The sequence below is a fragment of the Actinomycetospora sp. 2LY8.5 genome (assembly GCF_057180585.1).
This window is the reverse complement of sequence record NZ_JBXUHE010000037.1, coordinates 34509-53875: the sequence shown is the minus strand read 5'-3', so window position 1 is coordinate 53875 and position 19367 is coordinate 34509. Positions and strand designations below refer to the sequence as shown.

Annotated in this window: 18 protein-coding genes; 11 read left to right on the top strand and 7 right to left on the bottom strand. The window is 73.7% G+C overall.

Annotated features, from left to right (window positions below; translation table 11 throughout):
• On the bottom strand, positions 1-447 hold the full coding sequence (locus AC2A1K_RS28415) for a VOC family protein (protein WP_483899708.1): 447 nt from the start codon (positions 445-447) through the stop codon (positions 1-3).
• 543 nt (positions 448-990) lie between these two features.
• Here AC2A1K_RS28415 and AC2A1K_RS28410 point away from each other — a divergent pair.
• Complete coding sequence (locus tag AC2A1K_RS28410; protein WP_483899707.1) at positions 991-1608, top strand: class I SAM-dependent DNA methyltransferase; 618 nt, start codon at positions 991-993, stop codon at positions 1606-1608.
• A 169-nt stretch (positions 1609-1777) separates the two neighbouring features.
• Here the strand turns inward: AC2A1K_RS28410 and AC2A1K_RS28405 are convergent, their stop codons facing one another.
• The 6 genes from AC2A1K_RS28405 to AC2A1K_RS28380 all read right to left on the bottom strand — a co-directional run bounded on the left by AC2A1K_RS28405 (position 1778) and on the right by AC2A1K_RS28380 (position 7246).
• Positions 1778-2689 carry a putative RNA methyltransferase gene (locus AC2A1K_RS28405; protein ID WP_483899706.1) on the bottom strand — a complete coding sequence of 304 codons (912 nt, stop codon included), beginning with the start codon at positions 2687-2689 and terminating at the stop codon, positions 1778-1780.
• A gap of 342 nt (positions 2690-3031) precedes the next feature.
• Positions 3032-3457, bottom strand: coding sequence for a GNAT family N-acetyltransferase (locus AC2A1K_RS28400; protein ID WP_483899705.1), 426 nt, complete (start codon positions 3455-3457; stop codon positions 3032-3034).
• A gap of 234 nt (positions 3458-3691) precedes the next feature.
• On the bottom strand, positions 3692-3874 hold the full coding sequence (locus tag AC2A1K_RS28395) for a hypothetical protein (protein ID WP_483899704.1): 183 nt from the start codon (positions 3872-3874) through the stop codon (positions 3692-3694).
• Between the two features lie 151 nt (positions 3875-4025).
• The gene (locus tag AC2A1K_RS28390; protein WP_483899703.1) at positions 4026-4214 is read right to left on the bottom strand and encodes a hypothetical protein; all 189 of its coding nucleotides are present in this window, start codon (positions 4212-4214) and stop codon (positions 4026-4028) included.
• A gap of 528 nt (positions 4215-4742) precedes the next feature.
• Entirely contained in the window at positions 4743-6101 is a 1359-nt protein-coding gene (locus tag AC2A1K_RS28385) for an amidohydrolase family protein (RefSeq protein ID WP_483899702.1), read from the bottom strand.
• Positions 6098-7246 (bottom strand): CoA transferase, encoded by a 1149-nt coding sequence (locus AC2A1K_RS28380; protein WP_483899701.1) that lies wholly within the window; start codon positions 7244-7246, stop codon positions 6098-6100. The genes AC2A1K_RS28385 and AC2A1K_RS28380 overlap by 4 nt, the downstream gene beginning before the upstream one ends.
• Positions 7247-7318: 72 nt before the next feature.
• Here AC2A1K_RS28380 and AC2A1K_RS28375 point away from each other — a divergent pair, with 72 nt between their 5' ends.
• From AC2A1K_RS28375 to AC2A1K_RS28330, 10 genes are all read left to right on the top strand, one after another.
• A complete protein-coding gene (locus tag AC2A1K_RS28375; protein WP_483899700.1) occupies positions 7319-8314 on the top strand; it encodes an enoyl-CoA hydratase/isomerase family protein in 996 nt (331 codons plus the stop codon).
• 105 nt (positions 8315-8419) lie between these two features.
• Positions 8420-9589, top strand: a complete 1170-nt coding sequence (locus tag AC2A1K_RS28370) for an acyl-CoA dehydrogenase family protein (RefSeq protein WP_483899699.1) — start codon at positions 8420-8422, stop codon at positions 9587-9589.
• A 7-nt stretch (positions 9590-9596) separates the two neighbouring features.
• Positions 9597-10838, top strand: a complete 1242-nt coding sequence (locus AC2A1K_RS28365; RefSeq protein WP_483899698.1) for an acyl-CoA dehydrogenase family protein — start codon at positions 9597-9599, stop codon at positions 10836-10838.
• A 21-nt stretch (positions 10839-10859) separates the two neighbouring features.
• The gene (locus AC2A1K_RS28360; RefSeq protein ID WP_483899697.1) at positions 10860-12356 is read left to right on the top strand and encodes a class I adenylate-forming enzyme family protein; all 1497 of its coding nucleotides are present in this window, start codon (positions 10860-10862) and stop codon (positions 12354-12356) included.
• Positions 12357-12413: 57 nt separating this feature from the next.
• Complete coding sequence (locus AC2A1K_RS28355; protein WP_483899696.1) at positions 12414-13184, top strand: SDR family NAD(P)-dependent oxidoreductase; 771 nt, start codon at positions 12414-12416, stop codon at positions 13182-13184.
• A gap of 22 nt (positions 13185-13206) precedes the next feature.
• Positions 13207-14796, top strand: coding sequence for a GMC family oxidoreductase (locus AC2A1K_RS28350; RefSeq protein WP_483899695.1), 1590 nt, complete (start codon positions 13207-13209; stop codon positions 14794-14796).
• A gap of 98 nt (positions 14797-14894) precedes the next feature.
• Positions 14895-16124: a CaiB/BaiF CoA transferase family protein gene (locus tag AC2A1K_RS28345; protein ID WP_483899694.1), complete on the top strand. Its 1230-nt coding sequence runs from the start codon at positions 14895-14897 to the stop codon at positions 16122-16124.
• Positions 16121-16957: an NAD(P)-dependent oxidoreductase gene (locus AC2A1K_RS28340; protein WP_483899693.1), complete on the top strand. Its 837-nt coding sequence runs from the start codon at positions 16121-16123 to the stop codon at positions 16955-16957. The genes AC2A1K_RS28345 and AC2A1K_RS28340 overlap by 4 nt, the downstream gene beginning before the upstream one ends.
• Positions 16954-17814: an NAD(P)-dependent oxidoreductase gene (locus tag AC2A1K_RS28335; protein WP_483899692.1), complete on the top strand. Its 861-nt coding sequence runs from the start codon at positions 16954-16956 to the stop codon at positions 17812-17814. Before AC2A1K_RS28340 ends, AC2A1K_RS28335 begins: the two co-directional genes overlap by 4 nt.
• Positions 17815-17858: 44 nt before the next feature.
• Complete coding sequence (locus AC2A1K_RS28330; RefSeq protein ID WP_483899691.1) at positions 17859-19325, top strand: aldehyde dehydrogenase family protein; 1467 nt, start codon at positions 17859-17861, stop codon at positions 19323-19325.
• Positions 19326-19367: the final 42 nt, after the last annotated feature.

Genomic DNA, 19367 nt, shown 5'->3' with positions numbered 1-19367 from the left:
TCATGTGAGGTCCAGCGGAGGCATTGCCGGAGTGTGGGGGCTCCATGCCTGTCGGAACCCGTCTTGGACGGTGATGTCGACGAGTTCGATGCGCCCGCCGAGGCTGGGTAGGTGGTGGTAGGTGAACGACCGGCCGTAGGGGCAGGAGTCGAAGTCCAGTGGTGCTCCGCGGTCGACGAGGACGTGCTTGTCGGTGGCCACGTCGTTGGCCCAGTAGCCCAGGTGGTGGAAGTGGGGGCCGGTGGTGGTGTCCCAGGGGCTGCCCGGTGGGCCTTGGATGATCTCGAAGAAGGGTGGTCCGGCGACGGAGAAGACGATGCGGTAGTCCCAGTCGCCGAGGCTGCCATCCTGGGCCGGGCTCCAGGTGACACCGAGAACCGAGGACAGTTCTTCGGTGGCTTGTTCGAGGTCTTGGACGGCGAAGCAAAGGTGGTAGAAGTCGCTCATCGCCGTCGTTCCTAGCAGCCTCGGGGCTGGCGGTCAGGCTCTGCGCAGGGGGATCACTCCCGGCTCTGGTGCGCTTGGCCGGGCGGCTTCGGGGGTGGTGCGCAGGCGACGATGGAGACCTTGCCGCCGCAGTGCGGGCAGTCGCGGACCGCGGCCGGTGCGGCGAGGGCCTGCTGGCCGCGTCGCTGCCCGGTGCGGTGGGCGTGGTGTGCCGGCGGGTGTGCCGGCTTTGCGGCAGCGGTCCGAGCAGTAGCGGTGAGTCGGGCCAGCGGGGGTGGAGGTGGTCCAGCAGATCGGGCAGCTGCGGCGGTCGCCGGCGACGGCGAGCTGGAGCCCGATCACCACGCCCAGGAGTGGCCCCAGAACGCGAAGGTGTCCGCGCCGGCCTCGTCGGCGATGGCCAGCAGGTCGCGGGTGACGGCGTCCGGGGTCAGAGTGCCGTCTTGGGAACGTCGGGATGAGCGGGCTGGACGACGGAGAATCGGTCGCCGAGCACGTCCGGCCAATCATCGACCTGCCCGCAACTCCTAGACTCTCGCGGCGATGGAGCAGCCGGGCTCGGTGCGCGACGCGTACTCGTCGATGTCGGAGCAGTACATCGGGCTGTTCGACGAAGGGGGCGGCTGGCAGGCCCATGAGGGCGACGCCGCGCTCATCCGCCGGCACTTGACCGGCCTCTCCGGGCCGGTGCTCGATCTCGGCTGCGGACCTGGTCATTGGAGCGCCTACCTGCACTCGTTGGACGTCGACGTGACCGGCATCGACATGGTCCCCGAATTCATCGCGCACGCCCGAGCCGCTCATCCCGGCCCGACGTTCCGGCTCGGCTCGATGACCGAGGTGGACGTCCCCGAGCATTCGGTGTCCGGCGTGCTGTCCTGGTACTCGACGATCCACCTGCCACCGGCGGAGCTCGACCGCACGCTCGCCGGGTTCAGGCGCCTGTTGACCGCGTCGGGGACGCTCGTCGTCGGCTTCTTCGACAGCGACGACGAGGTGGCCGAGTTCGATCACGCGGTGACCCGTGCCTACCGCTGGCCGGTCGAGGTCTTCGCTCAGCACCTCACCGACGCGGGCTTCACCGAGATCGAGCGCCTGCGCCACCAGGTCGCTGAACGCCCGAACCGCAGGTACGCCGCCCTCGCCGCGCGCGCGTCCTGAGGCTCCACTCGCCGCGCGACGACGGGCGAGGTCGAGTCTGGGGGCGCGTCCGAGAGCCGTCCGGTGTCGCGCAGCGTGGCCTCGACCAGCAGAAGGCCCTGCATGTGGAGGTCGCCGCCGCGGAGGCCTCACGGCCGGCGGGCGGAGAAGCCTGCGGCGTGGTGGGCGGTCACCGCCGGTGCTGCAGCACTGTCACCGACACTGCCGCGCTGACTGCGGACACCTCGGGCAGGGCAGCGACCGCGGCCTCCAGCTCCGCCTCGTCGAGGTGGTGGCCGCTGGGTCCCATCGCGACCAGGTCCTTCACGTCGTGGCGTTCGAGGGCCAGGCGCCACTGGACGCTCTGGTCGTCGAGGACGTCGAACTCGGCGAAGGACTGACGCAGCCGCTGGTCCTTGCGGGGGTCCACCTCGAGGGTCCGGAATCGTGTGCGGAGCTCGCGGAGGTGACCGGGGCGTGCGGTGGCGAGGATGAGGATGCCGTCGCGGCGCAGGAGTCGGGTGATCTCGGTGGTCGAGCGGGGCCCGAACACGCTGAGCACCACCGCGGCCGCGCCGGAGGCGACGGGCAGCGTGCTGCGCAGGTCGGCGGCGATGGCGCCGGCTCGCGGGTGGGCTCGTGCGGCGCGGCGCAGAGCGGCGGTGGAGACCTCGACGACGAGTCCGTGGGCGGCGGGAAGGGCGTCGAGCACGGACGCGAGGTAGTGGCCGGTGCCGCCGGCGAGGTCGGCGACCAGCTGCTCGCTGGCGGGGGCGTGTTCGGCGGCCAGAGCGGTGATGGTGGAGCGCACTGGCCGATAGTGGTCGCGGCCGAGGAACTGCTCGCGCGCGGTGACCATGGGTGGGTCGTCGCCGCGGTGCGGACGTCGGCCGGTCAGTAGCGAGACGTAGCCCTGGCGGGCGATGTCGAAGTTGTGCCCGGAGCGGCATTGCAGTGCTCGCGGGGATGCGGGCTGCAGCGCGGCGGCGCAGTGCGGGCAGCGCAGCCACCGGGTGAGCGCGCCGAGGGCGGTCGCCGGGTCGGTGGTGTCGTCAGGGCAGGGCAGGGGCCCGACCTGGTGGCCGGTGGGGTGGTGATCCACGTCCGCGTCGTCCCGAGGAAGCAGGGAAACCGCGGCGGCGACACGTCGGCACGAGCGAGCCCACGTCGGCGCGCGTGCGAGGCCGACCGGCGCGAGGCGCGCGGTCGGCGGGGTGCGCCGCCTTCAGGCGGTGCGGGGACGCTTCGTCGGGAACCAGCCCATGGCGAGGATCTTACCGGTGCAGTTCGGAGGCTTCGAGCCATCGCTCCCGGCGCTCGGGTGACCAGGACGGGCTCGACCACCGGTGCGGCGGGGCGATGTCGTCGTGCAGTCGTCGAATGCGCTCGAGGTCGGTGCCCGCTGGGTCGGTGACCTCGGCGCGGCGCCCGGGTACTTGCGGACTCACCTCGGCTCGGGAGACAGGTAGATCAAGCCGGCTCGGGTGGGAGCGAACCCGCAGGACCGCTCGTAGAAGCCGGCGAGGTGTTCCTCGTAGTCGACGTGGAGCCACTCACAGCCGGCGGCTCGCGCAGAGGACGTCGCGAGACTGACAAGACCAGTGGCGAGACCTCGTCGCTGGTGGGCGGGTGCGACCTTGGTGTCGAGCAGGAAGGCGTGCCGGTCACCATCCCACGCGACGTTGACGAAGCCGATCAGCTCGCCGTCCTGACCCCGGGCTGTGGCCCAACCCAGCGAATGCGGGCGTACGCGGTCCCACCAACCCTGCACGACCCGGCCGCCGAGGGCCTCGTCGAGCGCCATCAGCTCGTCGTCGGCGACGACGGCGCGCCAGGCGACGTGAACCGCACTGGGTGGCTCGTTGTTCACCCCGCTGATCCTTGTGGCTACCGGGCCGGTCCACCGACTCGGCGCCGAAGTCCGCTGAGAACGCGACACCGAATACGGCGGCTCTACTGTCGAGGTCATGCGCCCCGACGGCCCGGCTGAGGACTTCGCGCCGCTGGCCGGGCGGGTCGCGGTCGTCACCGGCGTCAGCCGCCGGGTCGGGATCGGGTTCGCGATCGCCCGCCGCCTGATCGGGCTCGGCGCCTCTGTGATGGTTCACCACTCCATCGAGCCCACGACGAAGCCCAGGCGTGGGGCGGCGACGACCTCGAGGCGCTGCTCGCCGAGCTCCGCGATCACCAGCGACACCACGGCTCGCGATCGGCCCGTCTCGCCGACACCGCCGCCGACCTGGCGCAGCCCGACGCTCCCGAGCAGCTGATCGCCCGCACCGCCCACCTTTCGGGCAGGTCGACATCCTGGTCGCCAACCACGCCCGCAGCGCCCCCGACGGCAGCCTCGGCCAGCTGACCGCCGACATCCTCGACGGCCACTGGGCCGTCGACGCCCGCTCGACGATCCTGCTCGCCCAAGCCTTCGCCGAAGCCCATCACGACGACCGGCCGGGCCGGGTCGTGTTCCTCACCAGCGGGCAACATCTCGGGCCGATGCCCGGCGAGGTGCCTACGCCGCCGCCAAGGCCGCCCTGGCCGGGGTCACGCTCACCCTGGCCGACCAACTCGCCCCGCGGGATCACGCTCAGCGCGTGGCGCGCCAGCATCGTCAGCCACACCGTCACGAACGGGATGACCGTGACGTTCTTGATCGCGAGTTCCCACGCCTCCGCAGTCGGCCGGGCGATCGCGAGCGCAGCGCTGCCTGGGCACGGAACTGAGCGACGCCATCGTCGGCTTCCACGAGGCGATCGGAGGCGCTGCTCGGCGTCTCTGCGGCCGATCACAAGGCGCTGGGTGTCCTCCAGCGGGAAGGCCCGCTGTCCGCGAGGCAACTGGCGGCACGAACGTCGGTGACGCCGGGGGCACCGGGCTCGTCGACCGGCTCGAGGCCGCGGGACTCGCACACCGAGAGCGTGAGCCCGCCGACCGGCGTCGCCTCGTCGTCACGGCCAGCGCACCCACCGGTCCCGGAGTGGGGCCGCCTTCGCCGCACCGGGGCAGGTGATGGCTGATGTCGTCGTCGCCTTCACACCCGAGTAGCAGCAAGCGATCGTCCAGTGGGCCTCGAGAACCAGCGCGGTGCTACGAGACCGCACAGCAGTTGTCGCCGCGAGTGCGCGACAGCATCGCGGTCATGCCGCGCGGCCGCGTCAGCTCCCCCGGACGACCCGCCCGGCGATCAGCGTGGCCCGCACGTGGTCGGCACTCGGGTCCCGCAGCACCTCGGCCAGCGGGGCGTGCAGCAGCACCATGTCGGCCGGGGCACCGACCCGGACGCGTCGCGCGGGGGCGCCGGGTGCCGCGGCCGGGGTGAGGTAGCCGTCGAGCGCCTCCGCGGCGGTCAGTGCCTCCGCCGGGCCCACGACGCCGTCGTCGGGGGCCTGCCGCGTGGTCGCCGCCTTGATCACCGCCCACGGGTCGACCGGGCCGTACGGGGCGTCCGAGGACAGCGCCAGCCCGACACCGGCGGCGAGGAGACTGGCGGCGCGGTAGAGGTCGTCGTGCTCCTCGGGAGGGACGCGCCGACGGTAGGCGTCCCCGCGGTCGGCAAGGAAACCCGGCTGGGTCACCACGGCGAGCCCGCGCAGATCGCCGAGCAGCTCCTTCGGGACCAGGGCCGCGTGCTCGACACGGTCCCGCGGGTGGCGGCCGGCCCGGTCCAGCGCGAGCAGCAGGAGGACCAGCGAGTCGCGGGTGACCGTGTGCACCGCGACCCCGCGCCCGGTGGCGTGCACTGCGCGGATCCGGGCGGCGAGCTCGTCGGGGTCGGGCAGGTCACCGTCGTCGAGGACGATCTTGTAGGGCCCGGCCGCGGCACCCGCGGGAGGTGTGGCGCCGCCGCGCACGCCGAGCAGCGTCAGGCGTTGGGGCAGCACGGTGAGGTCCGCGGCGGCGTCGTCGTCGAGATCGGGCGTGGCGTCGGTGACCCCGGTGAGCCCGTAGGCGGCCAGCTCGCCGCCCAGGGCCCCGAGGTCGGGCAGGGGCGAGGGGGGCAGGCGTGCGCGCAGCCAGCCGTCGGCACGGAAGATTCGTCCGCTGGGGCGGCCGTCACCGCGACGCTCGACGCCCGGGTGCTGGAGGTCGCCGAGTCGGGCGAGCGCCGCGGTGTTCATCGACCACATCGCCCCGCTGCGATGCTGCACCCGGACCGGGCGCTCCGGCACGACCGCGTCGAGCGCGTCCGCGTCGAGACCGTCGTCGCGGTTCCCGACCGCCCGGATCCAGCCCCCGCGGTCCGGTTCCGCGGCCCGCAGCGCCGCGACGAGGTCCGCACGGTCCCGGCCGACGTGCACCGAACGCCGCGTCGCCGCCAGCGCGTGCAGGTGCAGATGGTGATCCACCAGTCCGGGCAGGAGCGCGCTACCGCGAGCGTCGATGGTGTCGCCGGTCGCGACCGGGGTCGTGTCGAGGGGCGCCCGGGTGGGACGCAGCGCGGTGACCCGTCCCTCGTCGAGGGTGACGTCGACACGGTGTCCCTCGACCTCGGCGTCCCGGATGCGCAGCCTCATCGGCACTCCCGCGCGAGCACGGCGGCGGTGTCCGCGCCGAGGCCCGGGGCACGCCCGGCGGGCGCGCGGGCGCGCGGAGGCGCCACGTCGCCGGGTGCGAGCTCCCCGCCGACGGTGCCGTCCAGGGTGCCGGCGACGACCCGGGCCATGGACACGTCGTGCAGGCGCCCGGGCGCCGTGAGCGCCAGCGCCGCCGCCGTGAGCCCGGTCAGCGGATCGGCGAGGGCGTCCCCGGCGAACAGCGGCCGCCCGTCCGGGTCCCGGGCGACCAGGCCGGCCGACGCGGCCACGTCGTCGCCGAACCCGACGCGGCCGCTGCGCCGCCCGCCCGCGGTGATCGACATCCACGTCGCGCCCCGGGCCACCTCCGCGGCCGCGTCGAGACCGAACCCGCGCAGCGCGCGCGGCCGGGACGCCTCGACGACGATGTCCGCGGCGGCGACCAGGCGGTGCAGGGCGTCGCGCTGCTCCGGGAGGTCCGGATCGAGCACCACGGAGCGGTCCCGGGCGTGCAGGAGGTCGTGGAACTCCGGGTGGCTCCACCGTGTCGGGTCCGGACGCCTCGGGGTCTCGACGGTGACCACGCGAGCGCCCAGGGACGCCAGCAGTTGGGCACAGAGCGGGGCCGCCCACAGGGCGCCGAACGACACCACCAGCGCGCCGCGCACCGGGTGGAGGTGCGTGGTGGGACGGATCGGCGCGGTCTCCACGGTGGGCACGGCGTCGGGCACCGAGCCCGCCGCCACACCCAGCCGGGCGGCCCGGCCGTCGAGAACCTCCGGCGACATCCCGGCGAGCGCGTCCACCAACGGGGGCCACGGGTCCTGGGCGGGCAGGTCCCGCCCGACGAGGGCGCCCAGGAGCCCAGGGTCGTCGGGACGGGCGCACGTCACCGCGGCCCACCCGGAGGCCAGGGGCACCAGCCGGCAGGCCCCGCCGACCGAGGTGCGACCGGCTCGGTGCCTTCCCGACAGCGCGGCACGCTCCCCGAGCAGCGCGGCCCCGTCGATCCCGAAGAGCTCGCCGAGCTCGGTGGCCACCGACGCCGCGCGGCCCGGGGGAGCGAGCGGCGGACCGTTGCGACGCCCGGTCAGCGCCGCCGCCCCCGAGGCCGCCCACGCGGCCGACTCAGCAGCAGCGGACACCGGCTCAGGCTAGACACCGACCCGGAGCGGGCGCGGGTCGCGCTGGCGGTGGGCTCGGGACATGCTCGTCGGGTGCATCCCGCCACCGCCGCGGCCCTGCTCGGAGCTCCTCGCCTGCTCGACGACGCGGCGAGGATCGACGAGCCCCTAGTGCTGGTGGACGGCCGCACGCCGTCGGACCGGGTCGACGCGCTGCGCGCGTCCGGGCGCATCGTGGTCGGCGTCGTCGACGCCCGTGCCGAGGTCGATGTCCTGCTCGGTGCGCCCGGCGGAGCCGGCGACGTGCTCGTCGACGATCCGCGGCACGAGGGCGAACGGCTCGCCGCGGCGGCGGCGTCGTCGCCCGCGGCCGCGGTGCTGCTGGCCGGCACCGTCCGCGTCGGCGCCCGCCTGGAGGTGCCCGACGCCCTCCAGCTGGAGTCCCTGGCCTACTCGACCCTGCTGGGCGGGCCCGAGCACGCGAGCTGGCTTGCGACGAGGCCGCCGCGGGCGGCTCCCGAACCCCCGGGCGAGCCGGTGCTCCTGCGGCGTGACGGGACGCTGCTCCGGCTGACCCTGAACCACCCGGGGCGTCGCAACGCGTTCGGGCGCCACCTGCGTGACGCGTTGCGGGCGGCCCTCGAGGTGCCGGTGCTCGACGCCACGATCGAGCAGGTGGTGCTCGACGCGGCGGGCCCGGTGTTCTGTTCGGGAGGGGACCTCGCGGAGTTCGGCACCGCCTCCGATCCGGTGACGGCCCACCTGGTGCGGACCGCGGGCGGGGTCGGCCTCGTCGTGCACGCACTCGCCGACCGCCTCACCGTGCGCGCGCACGGCGCCTGCGTCGGGGCCGGGGTGGAGCTCGCCGCCTTCGCCGGCCGTGTCGAGGCCGATCCCGGCACCACGTTCCGGCTCCCCGAGCTCGCGATGGGGCTCCTGCCCGGCGCCGGCGGCACGGTCTCCCTGCCCCGGCGGATCGGCACCGCGCGGACCCTCTACCTCGCGATCTCCGGCGCCGCGCTCGACGCGGTCACCGGCTGCGCGTGGGGCCTGGCGGACGTCATCTCGGATCATAGTTCGATAGATTGACAAAGATAAGAGTTACGTTGTTCGATGGCCTCCACCCCGTCACGGCGATCGCCGCGGACGCACCGTTCGCCGGTGCCCGGCACGACGAGCTGAGAGGAAGCCTCGATGGAGCTGGCGCTCTCGTCGGATCAGAAGCTCTTCCGGTCGTCCGCACGGAGTCTGCTCCAGCGCGACCACTCCCTCGACCGCCTGCGGAACGTCAAGGACGACGAGGCCCGGTGGGACCGCGACTGGTGGCGCCAGTGCGCCGAGCTGGGATGGGCGGCGACCGTCGTCCCGGAGGACCTGGGCGGGGGGAGCGTCTCGGGCGAGGGCCTGCGCGACCTGGCGCTGCTCGCTGAGGAGCTCGGCACGGTCCTGGCCCCCGGGCCGTTGTTGCCGGTCAACGTGGTGCTCGCCGGGCTGGTCGCGGGGCAGGACCACGGCCCGGACCACGGCCCGCAGATCGAGGCGCTGGCGTCGGGCGAGCTGGTCGCGACGTGGGCGGTCGACGAGGCCGGGCAGGGCTGGACCCCTGGCGCACCGGGCACGACCGCGACGCCCGACGGTGACGGTTACCGGCTCGAGGGCACCAAGGTGCACGTCCAGGACGTGGCGGCGGCCGACCTGCTGCTGGTCACCGCCGCGGCGCCGGACGGGGTGGCGCAGTTCCTCGTCCCCGCCTCGGCCGGCGGAGTCACGATCACGCCCTCGTGGTCGCTCGATCTCTCCCGGTCCTTCGGCGAGGTCCGCCTCGACGACGTGCGCGTCGACGCCGACGCGCTGGTGGGAGCGGTGGGTGACCACGAGGTCATCGAGCGCCAGGTGCAGGTTGCGTGCCTCATCCAGTGCTGCGAGGTCTGCGGCGGGCTCGACCGGATGTTCGCCGCGACCGTCGAGTGGGCGTTCGACCGGTACTCCTTCGGCCGCCCGCTCGCCTCCTACCAGGCGCTCAAGCACCGGTTCGCCGACATGCGCACCTGGCTGGAGGCCTGCCACGCCACGACCCAGGCCGCGGCCGCCGCCGTCCAGGACGGCTCCGCCGACGCCGCCGAGCTCGTGAGCGTGGCGGCGTCGTTCGTGGGGGAGCGATCGCTGGTGATCCTGCAGGAGTGCGTGCAGCTGCACGGCGGCATCGGTGTGACCTGGGAGCACGACCTGCACCTCTACCTCCGGCGTGCCGTCGCCGACCGGGCCCTGCACGGGACCCCGGAGGAGCACCGCATCCGCGTCGCCGCGCTGGCCACGGCGCGAACCGGCGCCTCCCCTGCCGCCCGTCCTGCCGCGAGGGGTTGAGACCACCGTGAGCACGAGCACCGTCGAGAACGTCGAGTCCTTCCGCGCCCGGGCCCGGTCCTGGCTGGCGGAGAACATGCCTCGTCGCGACGACAGCGCGCCGGCACCGCCCTCCGGTGACGACGACCACGTCTGGGAGCGCGCCCGCGAGCTGCAGCAGAAGCTCTACGCCGGTGGCTTCGCCGGCATCTGCTTCCCCCGCGAGTACGGCGGGCTGGGGCTGAGCCCGGCGCACCAGGAGGCGTTCACCGACGAGGCCGACAGCTACGAGATGCCCCTGGTGCTCAACACGCCGACCTTCAGCATCTGCGCGGCGACACTGCTGGACGTGGGCACCGAGGAGCAGAAGCGCGAGCGGATCGGCGCCGCCGTCCGCGGCGAGGAGGTCCTCTGCCAGCTCCTCTCCGAGCCGGGCGGCGGCTCGGATCTGGCGGGGGTGACCACGCGGGCGCAGCGCGACGGCGACCGGTGGATCCTCAACGGGGCCAAGACGTGGAGCACGTCGGCCTACGCCGCCGACTGGGGACTCTGCCTCGCTCGGACCGACTGGGACACCGCCAAGCACGGCGGCCTGACCATGTTCCTCGTCCCCACCCGTGCGCCGGGCCTGACGATGAACCGCGTCCGCATGGTCGACGGTTCGACCGAGTTCTGTGAGGAGTTCCTCGACGATGTCGTCGTCGACGAGAGCGCCGTCGTCGGTGCCGTGAACGACGGTTGGCGGGTCGCATCGTGCCAGCTCTTCCACGAGCGCAACGCCGTGGGGGGCGGCTCGCCCTACGTCAGCGGACGCGGACTGGGGCGAGCGCGGACCCGCGCGACGCCGCTCGACCTCGCCCACCGCACGGGCCGCGCGGACGATCCGCGGGTGCAGGAGAAGGTCGGCGGATGGCTCGCGCTGGAACGGGTCCACGACCAGACGGTCGCGCGCGTGTCCCGGGCGATCGCCGACGGCACCCTGCCGTCGCCGGCCGCCTCGATGCTGCGCCTGCTGCACGCCGAGGCCGCCCAGCACGGGGAGGACGTCGCCGTCGAGGTCGCCGGCGCGAGCGTGGCGGTCGGCTCCGGGCGGGAGCCCGGCCTGGGCGGCACCGCCGGCGTCGAGTACCTGATGCGCCAGGGCGCCAGCCTGGGCGGGGGGAGCACCGAGATCTCCCGCAACATCATCAGTGAGCGCCTGCTGGGCATGCCCCGCGAGCACGCCCCCGACCGCGACGTCCCGTTCCACCAGGTCAAACGCGGCCGCTGACGCCAGGGAGCAGCGAACCCGATGAACCTCGCCACGATTCTGGACATGATCGCCGACGGCATGCCCGACCGGGTGCTCCTCGGCGACCGCACCGACGGGCTGACCGGCGCGGAGCTCCGTGAACGGGCGGCGGCGGGCGCGGCCCATGTCACCGCGCACGGCGCTCGGCGCCTGGTCTACCTGGGCCCCAACGCGCCGGCGTTCCCGACCGCACTGTTCGCCGCCGCGCTCGCGGGGGTGCCCTTCGTCCCGCTGAACTACCGTCTCGGCGGGTCGCAGCTCGCCGAGATCCTGAGCCGGCAGGACGCACCGCTGGTGGTGACCGACGCCCCGCAGCGCGTGCCCGGCGCCACGACGATCGACCCGGAGGCGTTCCTGGCGCTGCCGCCGGCCCCGGAGCCGCGCTCCGTGCCGCAGCTCGACGCCGACGCGGTCGCCGTGCTGCTCATGACCAGCGGCACCACCGCCGCGCCGAAGAGTGCCGTGCTGCGGCACCGCAACCTGGCGGCCTACCTCTTCGGCTCCGTCGAGTTCGGTGCCGTCGAGGAGGACGCGGCCACGTTGATCAGTGTGCCGCCGTATCACATCGCCGCGGTGGCGAACGCGCTGTCGAACCTCTACAGCGGACGACGGGTGGTCTACCTGGACCGCTTCACCCCCGGCGAGTGGCTCGACGTCGTCGCCGCGCAGCGCGTCACCCACGCCATGGTCGTCCCGACCATGCTGGCGCGCATCGTCGCCGAGCTGCGCTCACGCGGGACCGAGGGGCCCGACTGCCTGCGGTCGATCTCCTACGGCGGGGCCAAGATCGCCCAGGAGGTCGTCGAGGAGGCCCTGCGCCGGTTCCCCGGGACGGGCTTCGTCAACGCCTACGGCCTGACCGAGACCGCGTCCTCGGTCGCGGTGCTCGGCCCCGACGACCACCGGGACGCTGCGGCCAGCACCGATCCCGCGGTGCGGGCCCGACTGGGCTCGGTCGGGCGGGCCTTGCCATCGGTGGAGCTCGCGGTGCACGACGACGACGGCAACCCGTGCCCGCCCGGCGTCGTCGGCGACATCGTCGTCCGCGGCCCGCAGGTCGCGGGCGAGTACCTCGAGGCGGGCAGCATGCTCGGGCCCGACGGGTGGTTCCGTACCCGCGATCGCGGCTACCTCGACGACGGCGGCTACGTCTTCGTTCGCGGCCGCACCGACGACGTGATCATCCGCGGGGGCGAGAACATCGCCCCCGCCGAGATCGAGGACGCGCTCGGCACCCACGTCGCGGTGCAGGACTGTGTCGTGGCCGGGGTGCCCGACGCGGAGTGGGGTCAGCGGATCGACGCGTTCGTGGTGCTGCGCCCGGACGCCCGGGCGGACGCCGCGGAGCTGCGGGCCTGGGTCCGCGAGCGCCTGCGCGGGTCGAAGACCCCGGAGTTCGTGCATTTCGTCGCCGAGCTCCCCACCACGGCGACCGGCAAGGTCCTGCGCCGTGACCTCGTCGCCCTCGTGGTCCCCGAGGACACCGTGCCGGCGTGACCGGTCCCCGGGCCGGTCCCCCGAGGCACGCGAGTGCCACATCATCGAGGAGGACGCATGGATCTGAGCGGAGCGTCGGCGCTGGTCGTCGGCGGAGCCGGCGGCTTCGGCGAGGCGACCGTGCGCCGCCTGGTCGACGCCGGCGTCGGCGTGGTCCTCGCCGACCTCGCCGAGGACAGGGGCAAGGCCCTCGAGGCCGAGCTGGGCAGTCACCGCACGCGCTTCGTCGGCACCGACGTCACCGACGAGCAGTCCGTCCAGGACGCGGTCACCGCGGCGGGCGAGCTCGGCACGCTCCGGATCGCCGTCGCGGTCCACGGGGGTCCCGCCGCGGCCCGCCGGATCGTCAACCGGCGGGGCGAGCCGTATCCCTCCGAGGTGTTCCGGCGGACCACCGACGTCTTCCTCGGCGGCACCTTCACCGTGCTCAGCACGGCCGCCGCCGCGATGAGCGCGAACGATCCGCTGGAGTCCGCCCAGCGGGGGGTGGTCGTCACGACGGCGTCGATCGCCGGGTTCGAGAGCCAGGTCGGCCAGACCGACTACGCCGCGGCGAAGGGCGGCGTGATCAGCCTGACCCTCGCCGCCGCCCGCGACCTCGCCCCCGCCGGTGTCCGCGTCATGTGCATCGCGCCCGGCACGTTCTTCACGCCCGCCTACGGCGTCAGCGAGGACGAGGCCCAGGCTCGGTGGGGCCAGGGGGTCCCCAACCCGCAACGGATGGGCCGCGCCGACGAGTACGCCGGCCTCGCCCTCCAGATCGCCGAGAACGACTACCTCAACGGCGAGGTCATCCGCATCGACGGCGCCCTCCGCTTCACCGTCTGACATCCCGACCCGAGAAGGCACCATGAGCGAGTACGACTACGTCATCGTCGGGGCGGGATCGGCCGGTTGCGTGCTGGCCCACCGTCTCAGCGCCGATCCCGGCCGATCCGTCCTGCTGCTCGAGGCCGGCGGCGGGGATCGCAGCCCGTGGGTCCACGTTCCCAAGGGCCTGGCGATGGTGGGCCCGGACAAGATGTGGGTGAACCCGACCGTGCCTTTCGGTCCCCGCGGTCAGACCGAGTACTGGACCCGCGGCAAAGTGATCGGCGGCTCCAGCTCGATCAACGGCATGGTCTACAACCGCGGTGGGCAGCCCGACTACGACCATCTGGTCGAGCTGGGGAACCCCGGGTGGGGATGGGAGGACATCCTGCCGGTCTTCCGCGCCATCGAGGACCACAACCTGGGCGCCTCCCCGGTGCGGGGCGAGGGGGGCCCGCTGGGGATCACCGTGCAGACCCGGCCCGAGCCCGTGTCCGAGATGATGATGGACGCGGCCTCCGCGCTCGGTGTCAAGCGCACCGACGACGTCAACTCCTCCGACGAGGAGCGCATCGGCTACACGCCCGGCACGATCCGCCGAGGTCTGCGCCAGAGCGCGGCCAAGGCCTTCCTGCGCCCGGTCGAGCGGCGGCCCAACCTGACCGTCCGCGACGGGGTGCACGTCACGGAGGTGATCGTCGAGCGTGAGCGCGCCGTCGGTGTCGCGGCGCGCGTCGGTGACGCCGCCACCCTGTTCCGTGCCCGCAGGGAAGTGATCCTCTCGGCCGGCAACCTGGGCTCGCCGCACCTGCTCGAGCTCTCGGGTATCGGGCCGCGGGAGGTCCTCACCGCCGCGGGGATCACCGTGCGGGTCGACAGCCCGCGGGTGGGCGAGGGTCTGCGCGAGCACCGCTGCTTCCCGTTGCAGGTCCGCCTGCGCTCGGACATCGGCTACAACAAGGCCCTGGCCAGGCCGCTGCGTCAGGCGGTCAGCGGCGCGAAGTACCTGCTGGACCGGGGCGGGCCCATCGGCACCCCCGCGTACGAGATGCTGGCGTTCTTCCGCGCCACCGACACCGCCCGGCGCCCGGACGCCCAGGTCCTGCTCGCTCCGTTCACGATGGGTTGGGCACCCCCGTCCTACGGGGTGGAGGACCGCCCCGGCGCCTCCATGTTGGGTTTCGCCCTGCGCCCGACCAGCGTCGGCTCGGCCCACATCACGACGCGTGACCCGTCGGCTCCGCTGCGCCTGGACCCCGGATACCTGAGCACCGACCACGACCGCGAGGTGTCGGTGGGGATGTTCCGGCGGATGCGGGAGATCCTGCGACAGTCCCCGATCGCCGACGAGATCGTGATGGAGATCCAGCCCGGAGCCGTGGTCGAGGACGGCGACGACGTGCTCGAGTCCGGCTTCCTCTACGGCGGTCCCGGTTACCACGCCTCCGGGGCGTGCGCGATGGGCCCGGACGACGCCGCGGTGGTCGACAGCCGGCTGCGCGTGCGTGGTGTCGAGGGCCTGCGCGTCGTCGACACCTCGGTGCTCCCGTCCATGGTCTCGGGCAACCTCAACGCCCCGATGATGGCCATGGCCTGGCGGGCGGCCGACTTCGTCCTCGAGAGCGCCTGAGCGGGCTCGGGCTTGTCCCGTCATATTTCGACGGTTAGACTTTTATGGAAGTGATTCGGTCCTTCGGGTCCCCGCGCGCAGAGATCGAGGTTCCTCACGTGGTCACACCGATGCAGGGTATCCGCGTCCTCGAGGTCGCCCAGTTCACGTTCGTGCCGTCGGCGGGCGCGGTGCTCGCCGACTGGGGAGCGGACGTCATCAAGATCGAGCACGCGGAGTCCGGCGACGCTCAGCGTGGCCTGGTCAAGGCCCTCGGGCAGGACGTCGTCTCGAAGGGCTCGAGCTTCGCTCCGATCATGGACGGGCCCAACCGGGGCAAGCGCAGCCTCGGCCTGGCCCTGGGGAAGCCGGGATCGGCCGAGGTGCTGCGGGAGCTGATCCGCTCCAGCGACGTCTTCCTGACCAACTTCCTGCCCAGCGCCCGTGCCAAGCTCGGCATCGACCTCGACGAGGTCCGTGCGATCAACCCCCGCATCGTGTACGCACTCGGCACCGGTTTCGCCCACAGCGGGCCGGAGGCGGACAAGGGCGGTTACGACGGGACGGCGTTCTGGGCCCGCGGCGGCAGCGCCGACTCCGCGACGCCGCCCGGGTACGACCTCGTCATCGGGCAGCCGGGGGGCGCGTACGGCGACAACATCGGCGGGATGACCATCGCCGGCGGCATCGCCGCGGCCCTGCTGACCCGCGAGCGCGCCGGTGTCGCCCCGACCGTCGACATCTCCCTGCTCGGCGTCGGTGCCTGGGCCAACCAGCTCAACGTCAACCTCTCGCTGATGGCGGGTGGTCCCCTGCCCAAGCCCGATCCGCGAGCCGGCAACGCCACCAACCCGTTGACCGGGATGTACCTCACCGCCGACGACCGGTGGCTCTCGCTGGTGATGCTCCAGCCGGGCCGCTACTGGCCCGAGTTCTGCGCGTACGTCGGTCGACCCGAGCTGGCCTCCGACGAGCGCTTCGACTCGGCGGAGAAGCTGATGGCCAACTCCGCGGAGGCGGCCGAGATCGTCGCGGAGATCCTCCGAGGCCGGACCAAGGACGAGTGGGTCGCGGCCTTCGACGGGATGGAAGGCCAGTGGGCGGTCGTCCAGAACACGTACGAGGTCGGCCACGACCCGGCCCTGCGCGGGATCGGGCAGATCGCCGACGTCGTCGACGCCGAGGGGGTCACGCGCCAGCTCGTCGCCAACCCGGTGCAGTTCGACCGTGAGCCGGCGCAGCTGCGTCGCGGCCCGCTGTTCGCCGAGCACACCGACGAGATCCTCCGCGAGCTCGGGACGACCGACGAGCAACTGCTCGAGCTGAAGATCGCCGGGGCGGTCACGTGACGGCCGACGGCGCGCTGCGGGTCGGCTTCATCGGGCTCGGCAGCCAGGGCGGGCCGATGGCCCGGCGCATCGTGGACGCGGGCCACCCGACCACCCTGTGGGCGCGCCGCCCCGAGAGTCTCGCGCCCTTCGCCGACACGGCGGCGGCGACGGCAGGTACCCCGGCCGAGCTCGCCGCGTGCAGCGACGTCGTCGGGGTGTGCGTGCGCGACGACGACGGGGTCGTGGACGTCGTGTCCGGGCCCCACGGCCTGTTCGCGGGTCTCGGGCCCGGCGGCGTGATCGCGGTGCACAGCACGGTGCACCCCGACACCTGCCGCCGGCTCGCCGACGAGGCCGCCGGCCGAGGGGTCGCCCTCGTCGACGCCGCGGTGAGCGGTGGCCGGCCTGCCGCCGAGCGCGGGCGCCTGCTGGTGATGGTCGGGGGTGAGGCCCCGACGGTCGATCGGGTGCGACCGGTCCTCGCGACGTTCGGCGACCCGGTCGTCCACCTGGGACCCGTCGGGAGCGGTCAGCGCGCGAAGTTGATCAACAATCTGGTGCTCACGGCGAACCTCGCAGTGGCCGAGAGCGCGTTCGAGCTGGCCGACCGCCTCGGCGTCGACCCGGCCTCGCTCCAGGACGTTCTCGCCCACGGCTCCGGCGCGAGCTACGGGGCCAGGACGGTGCGCGGGCCCGACTTCTCCCTCGCCCCCCTGGGCCCGCAGGCCGGTCCGCTGCTGCGCAAGGACGTGGGGCTCCTGGTCGAGCTCGCCGACACCGCCGGGGTGAAGGCGGGGGCCGTGCTCGACGCCGCCGACGCCGGCCTCGCCTCGATGGGACACCCGCGGTGACCATTCCGACCGTCGGTTTCGTCGGGGCGGGCCGGATCGGCCTGCCCATGGTGCGGCGGCTCCTCGGCACCGGTCACCTGGTCCGTGTGGCCGACAGCTCGCCGGAGGTGCGCAGCACCCTCGCCGCCCTCGGTGCCGCGACGACCACCGACGTCGCGGCCGTCGCCGAGGGTGCTGCCGTCGTCGGGCTCTGCGTCTACGCCGACCCCCAGGTGCGCCAGGTCGCGCTCGACGGCGGTCTGCTCGCGGCGATGGCCCCCGGCACGGTGCTGGTCGTCCACACCACCGGCAGCCCGACCACCATCGCCGAGCTGGTGCGCGCAGGGCGGTCTCGGGACGTCGAGGTCGTCGACGCACCGATCAGCGGCGGGCCACGCGACATCGACACGGGACACGTGACCCTCTACACGGGTGCGACGTCGGCCGGTCTCGAGCGCGCCCGTCCGGTGCTCGGGGCGTACGGCGACCCCGTCCTCCACCTCGGTGACCCGGGCGCCGGCCAGCTGGTGAAGCTGGTCAACAACGCGGTCTTCGCCGCCAACATCGGCGTGCTCGCGCAGGCCCTGCGGTTCGCCGGCCGGCTCGGCGTGAGCGCCGAGAGCGTGGTGACCGGACTGTCGCACGGCAGCGGCGCGAGTCGGGCGCGTGACGGGGTCGCGGCGTCCGGCGACGTCGCCACCTTCGCCCACGACGTCGGCGAGTTCCTCGGCAAGGATCTGGCCGTCGTCCGTGACGTGGCCGCCGAGCTCGGCGCCGACCTGGGGGTCCTGGCCGAGGCCCACCGGGTGCTCGGGGACCTGCTCGATCCGGCGCACCGCGCCCAGCTCGCCGGCACCGCGTCCACGACGGGGACGTGACGCCCGTGTCGCCGTCCTCGCCCCACGTCCGTCCAGGAGCCCTCATGCCCGTACTCGGTGAACATCTGCTGATCGACGGCGATCTGGTCGCGAGCGGGAGCGGCCGGACCTTCGACGACCTGAATCCGGCCACCGAGGAGGTCATCGGGGCGGCCCCGGACGCCGACGCGGCCGACATCGAGCGCGCCGTCGGGGCCGCGCGCCGGGCCTTCGACACGACCGGCTGGTCGACCGACACCGAGCTGCGCCGGCACTGCCTGCGCCAGCTGCGCGACGCCCTGCGCGCCGAGGTCGAGGCTCTGCGCTCGCTGGTGGTCGCCGAGGTCGGCAGCCCGGTGATGCTCACCGCCGGTATCCAGCTCGAGGCGCCGATCGGCTTCATCGACCACTACGTCGACCTGCTCGGCGCCCACGAGTTCGAACGGCACCTGCCCCCGAAGGAGATCTTCGGCGCGCCGGCCGGACGGATCCTGCGTCAGGAGGCGGCCGGGGTCGTCGCGGCGATCACGCCGTGGAACTACCCGTTCTACCTCGACATCTGCAAGGTCTCGGCGGCGCTGGCCGCCGGATGCACCGTCGTGCTCAAGCCCGCGCCCGACACCCCCCGCACGGCTCTGGCCCTCGGCGAGATCGCCGCCCGTGCCACCGACCTGCCCCCCGGCGTGCTCAACGTCGTGACGACGGCCGACACCGACGTGGCCCGGATCCTCACGACCCATCCGGACGTCGACGCCGTCACCCTCACCGGCTCGACCGCGACCGGCCGCAAGGTCATGGGGTCGGCCGCGGAGACCGTCAAGCGGGTCACCCTCGAGCTCGGCGGGAAGTCCGCGGCCGTCCTGCTCGACGACACGGACCTGACCGCCGTCGTCCCCGGCGTCGCCGGCGGGGTCTGCGCCCACGCCGGCCAGGGCTGCACCCAGCTGACCCGCCTGCTGGTGCCCCGCGAGCGGCTCGACGAGGCGGTCGGGATCGCGGCCGCGACGATGGAGCAGGTCCCGTGGGGCGACCCCACCGACCCGCAGAACATCATGGGCCCGGTGGTCAACGCGCGTCAGCGCGACAGCATCCTGGGCTACTACGAGTCCGCCCGCCGCGACGGCCGCGTGGTGGTCGGTGGCGGCACCGGCGACCGCTTCGACCGCGGGTACTGGGTCGAGCCGACCCTGATCACCGACGTCGACCCGAAGGCGGCCGTCGCCCAGGAGGAGATCTTCGGTCCGGCGCTCGTCGTCCTGCCGTTCGACGACGACGAGGACGCGCTGCGGATCGCCGACGGCACCGTGTACGGCTTGTCGACCGCGGTCCACAGCGCGGACCTCGACCGGGCGATCGCGATGGCCCGCCGCTTCCGCACCGGGACGGTGAGCGTGAACGGCGGCCAGTGGTTCGACGTCGAGTCCCCGTTCGGCGGCTACAAGCAGAGCGGCGTCGGCCGCGAGTGGGGCACCGAGGGCCTCCTCGACTTCCTCGAGGTCAAGACCATCGCCTACCCCGCGGACGCCGGTTGAGCCCGACCCACTCCCCACCGATCCGACCGTCCACGGCGTCCA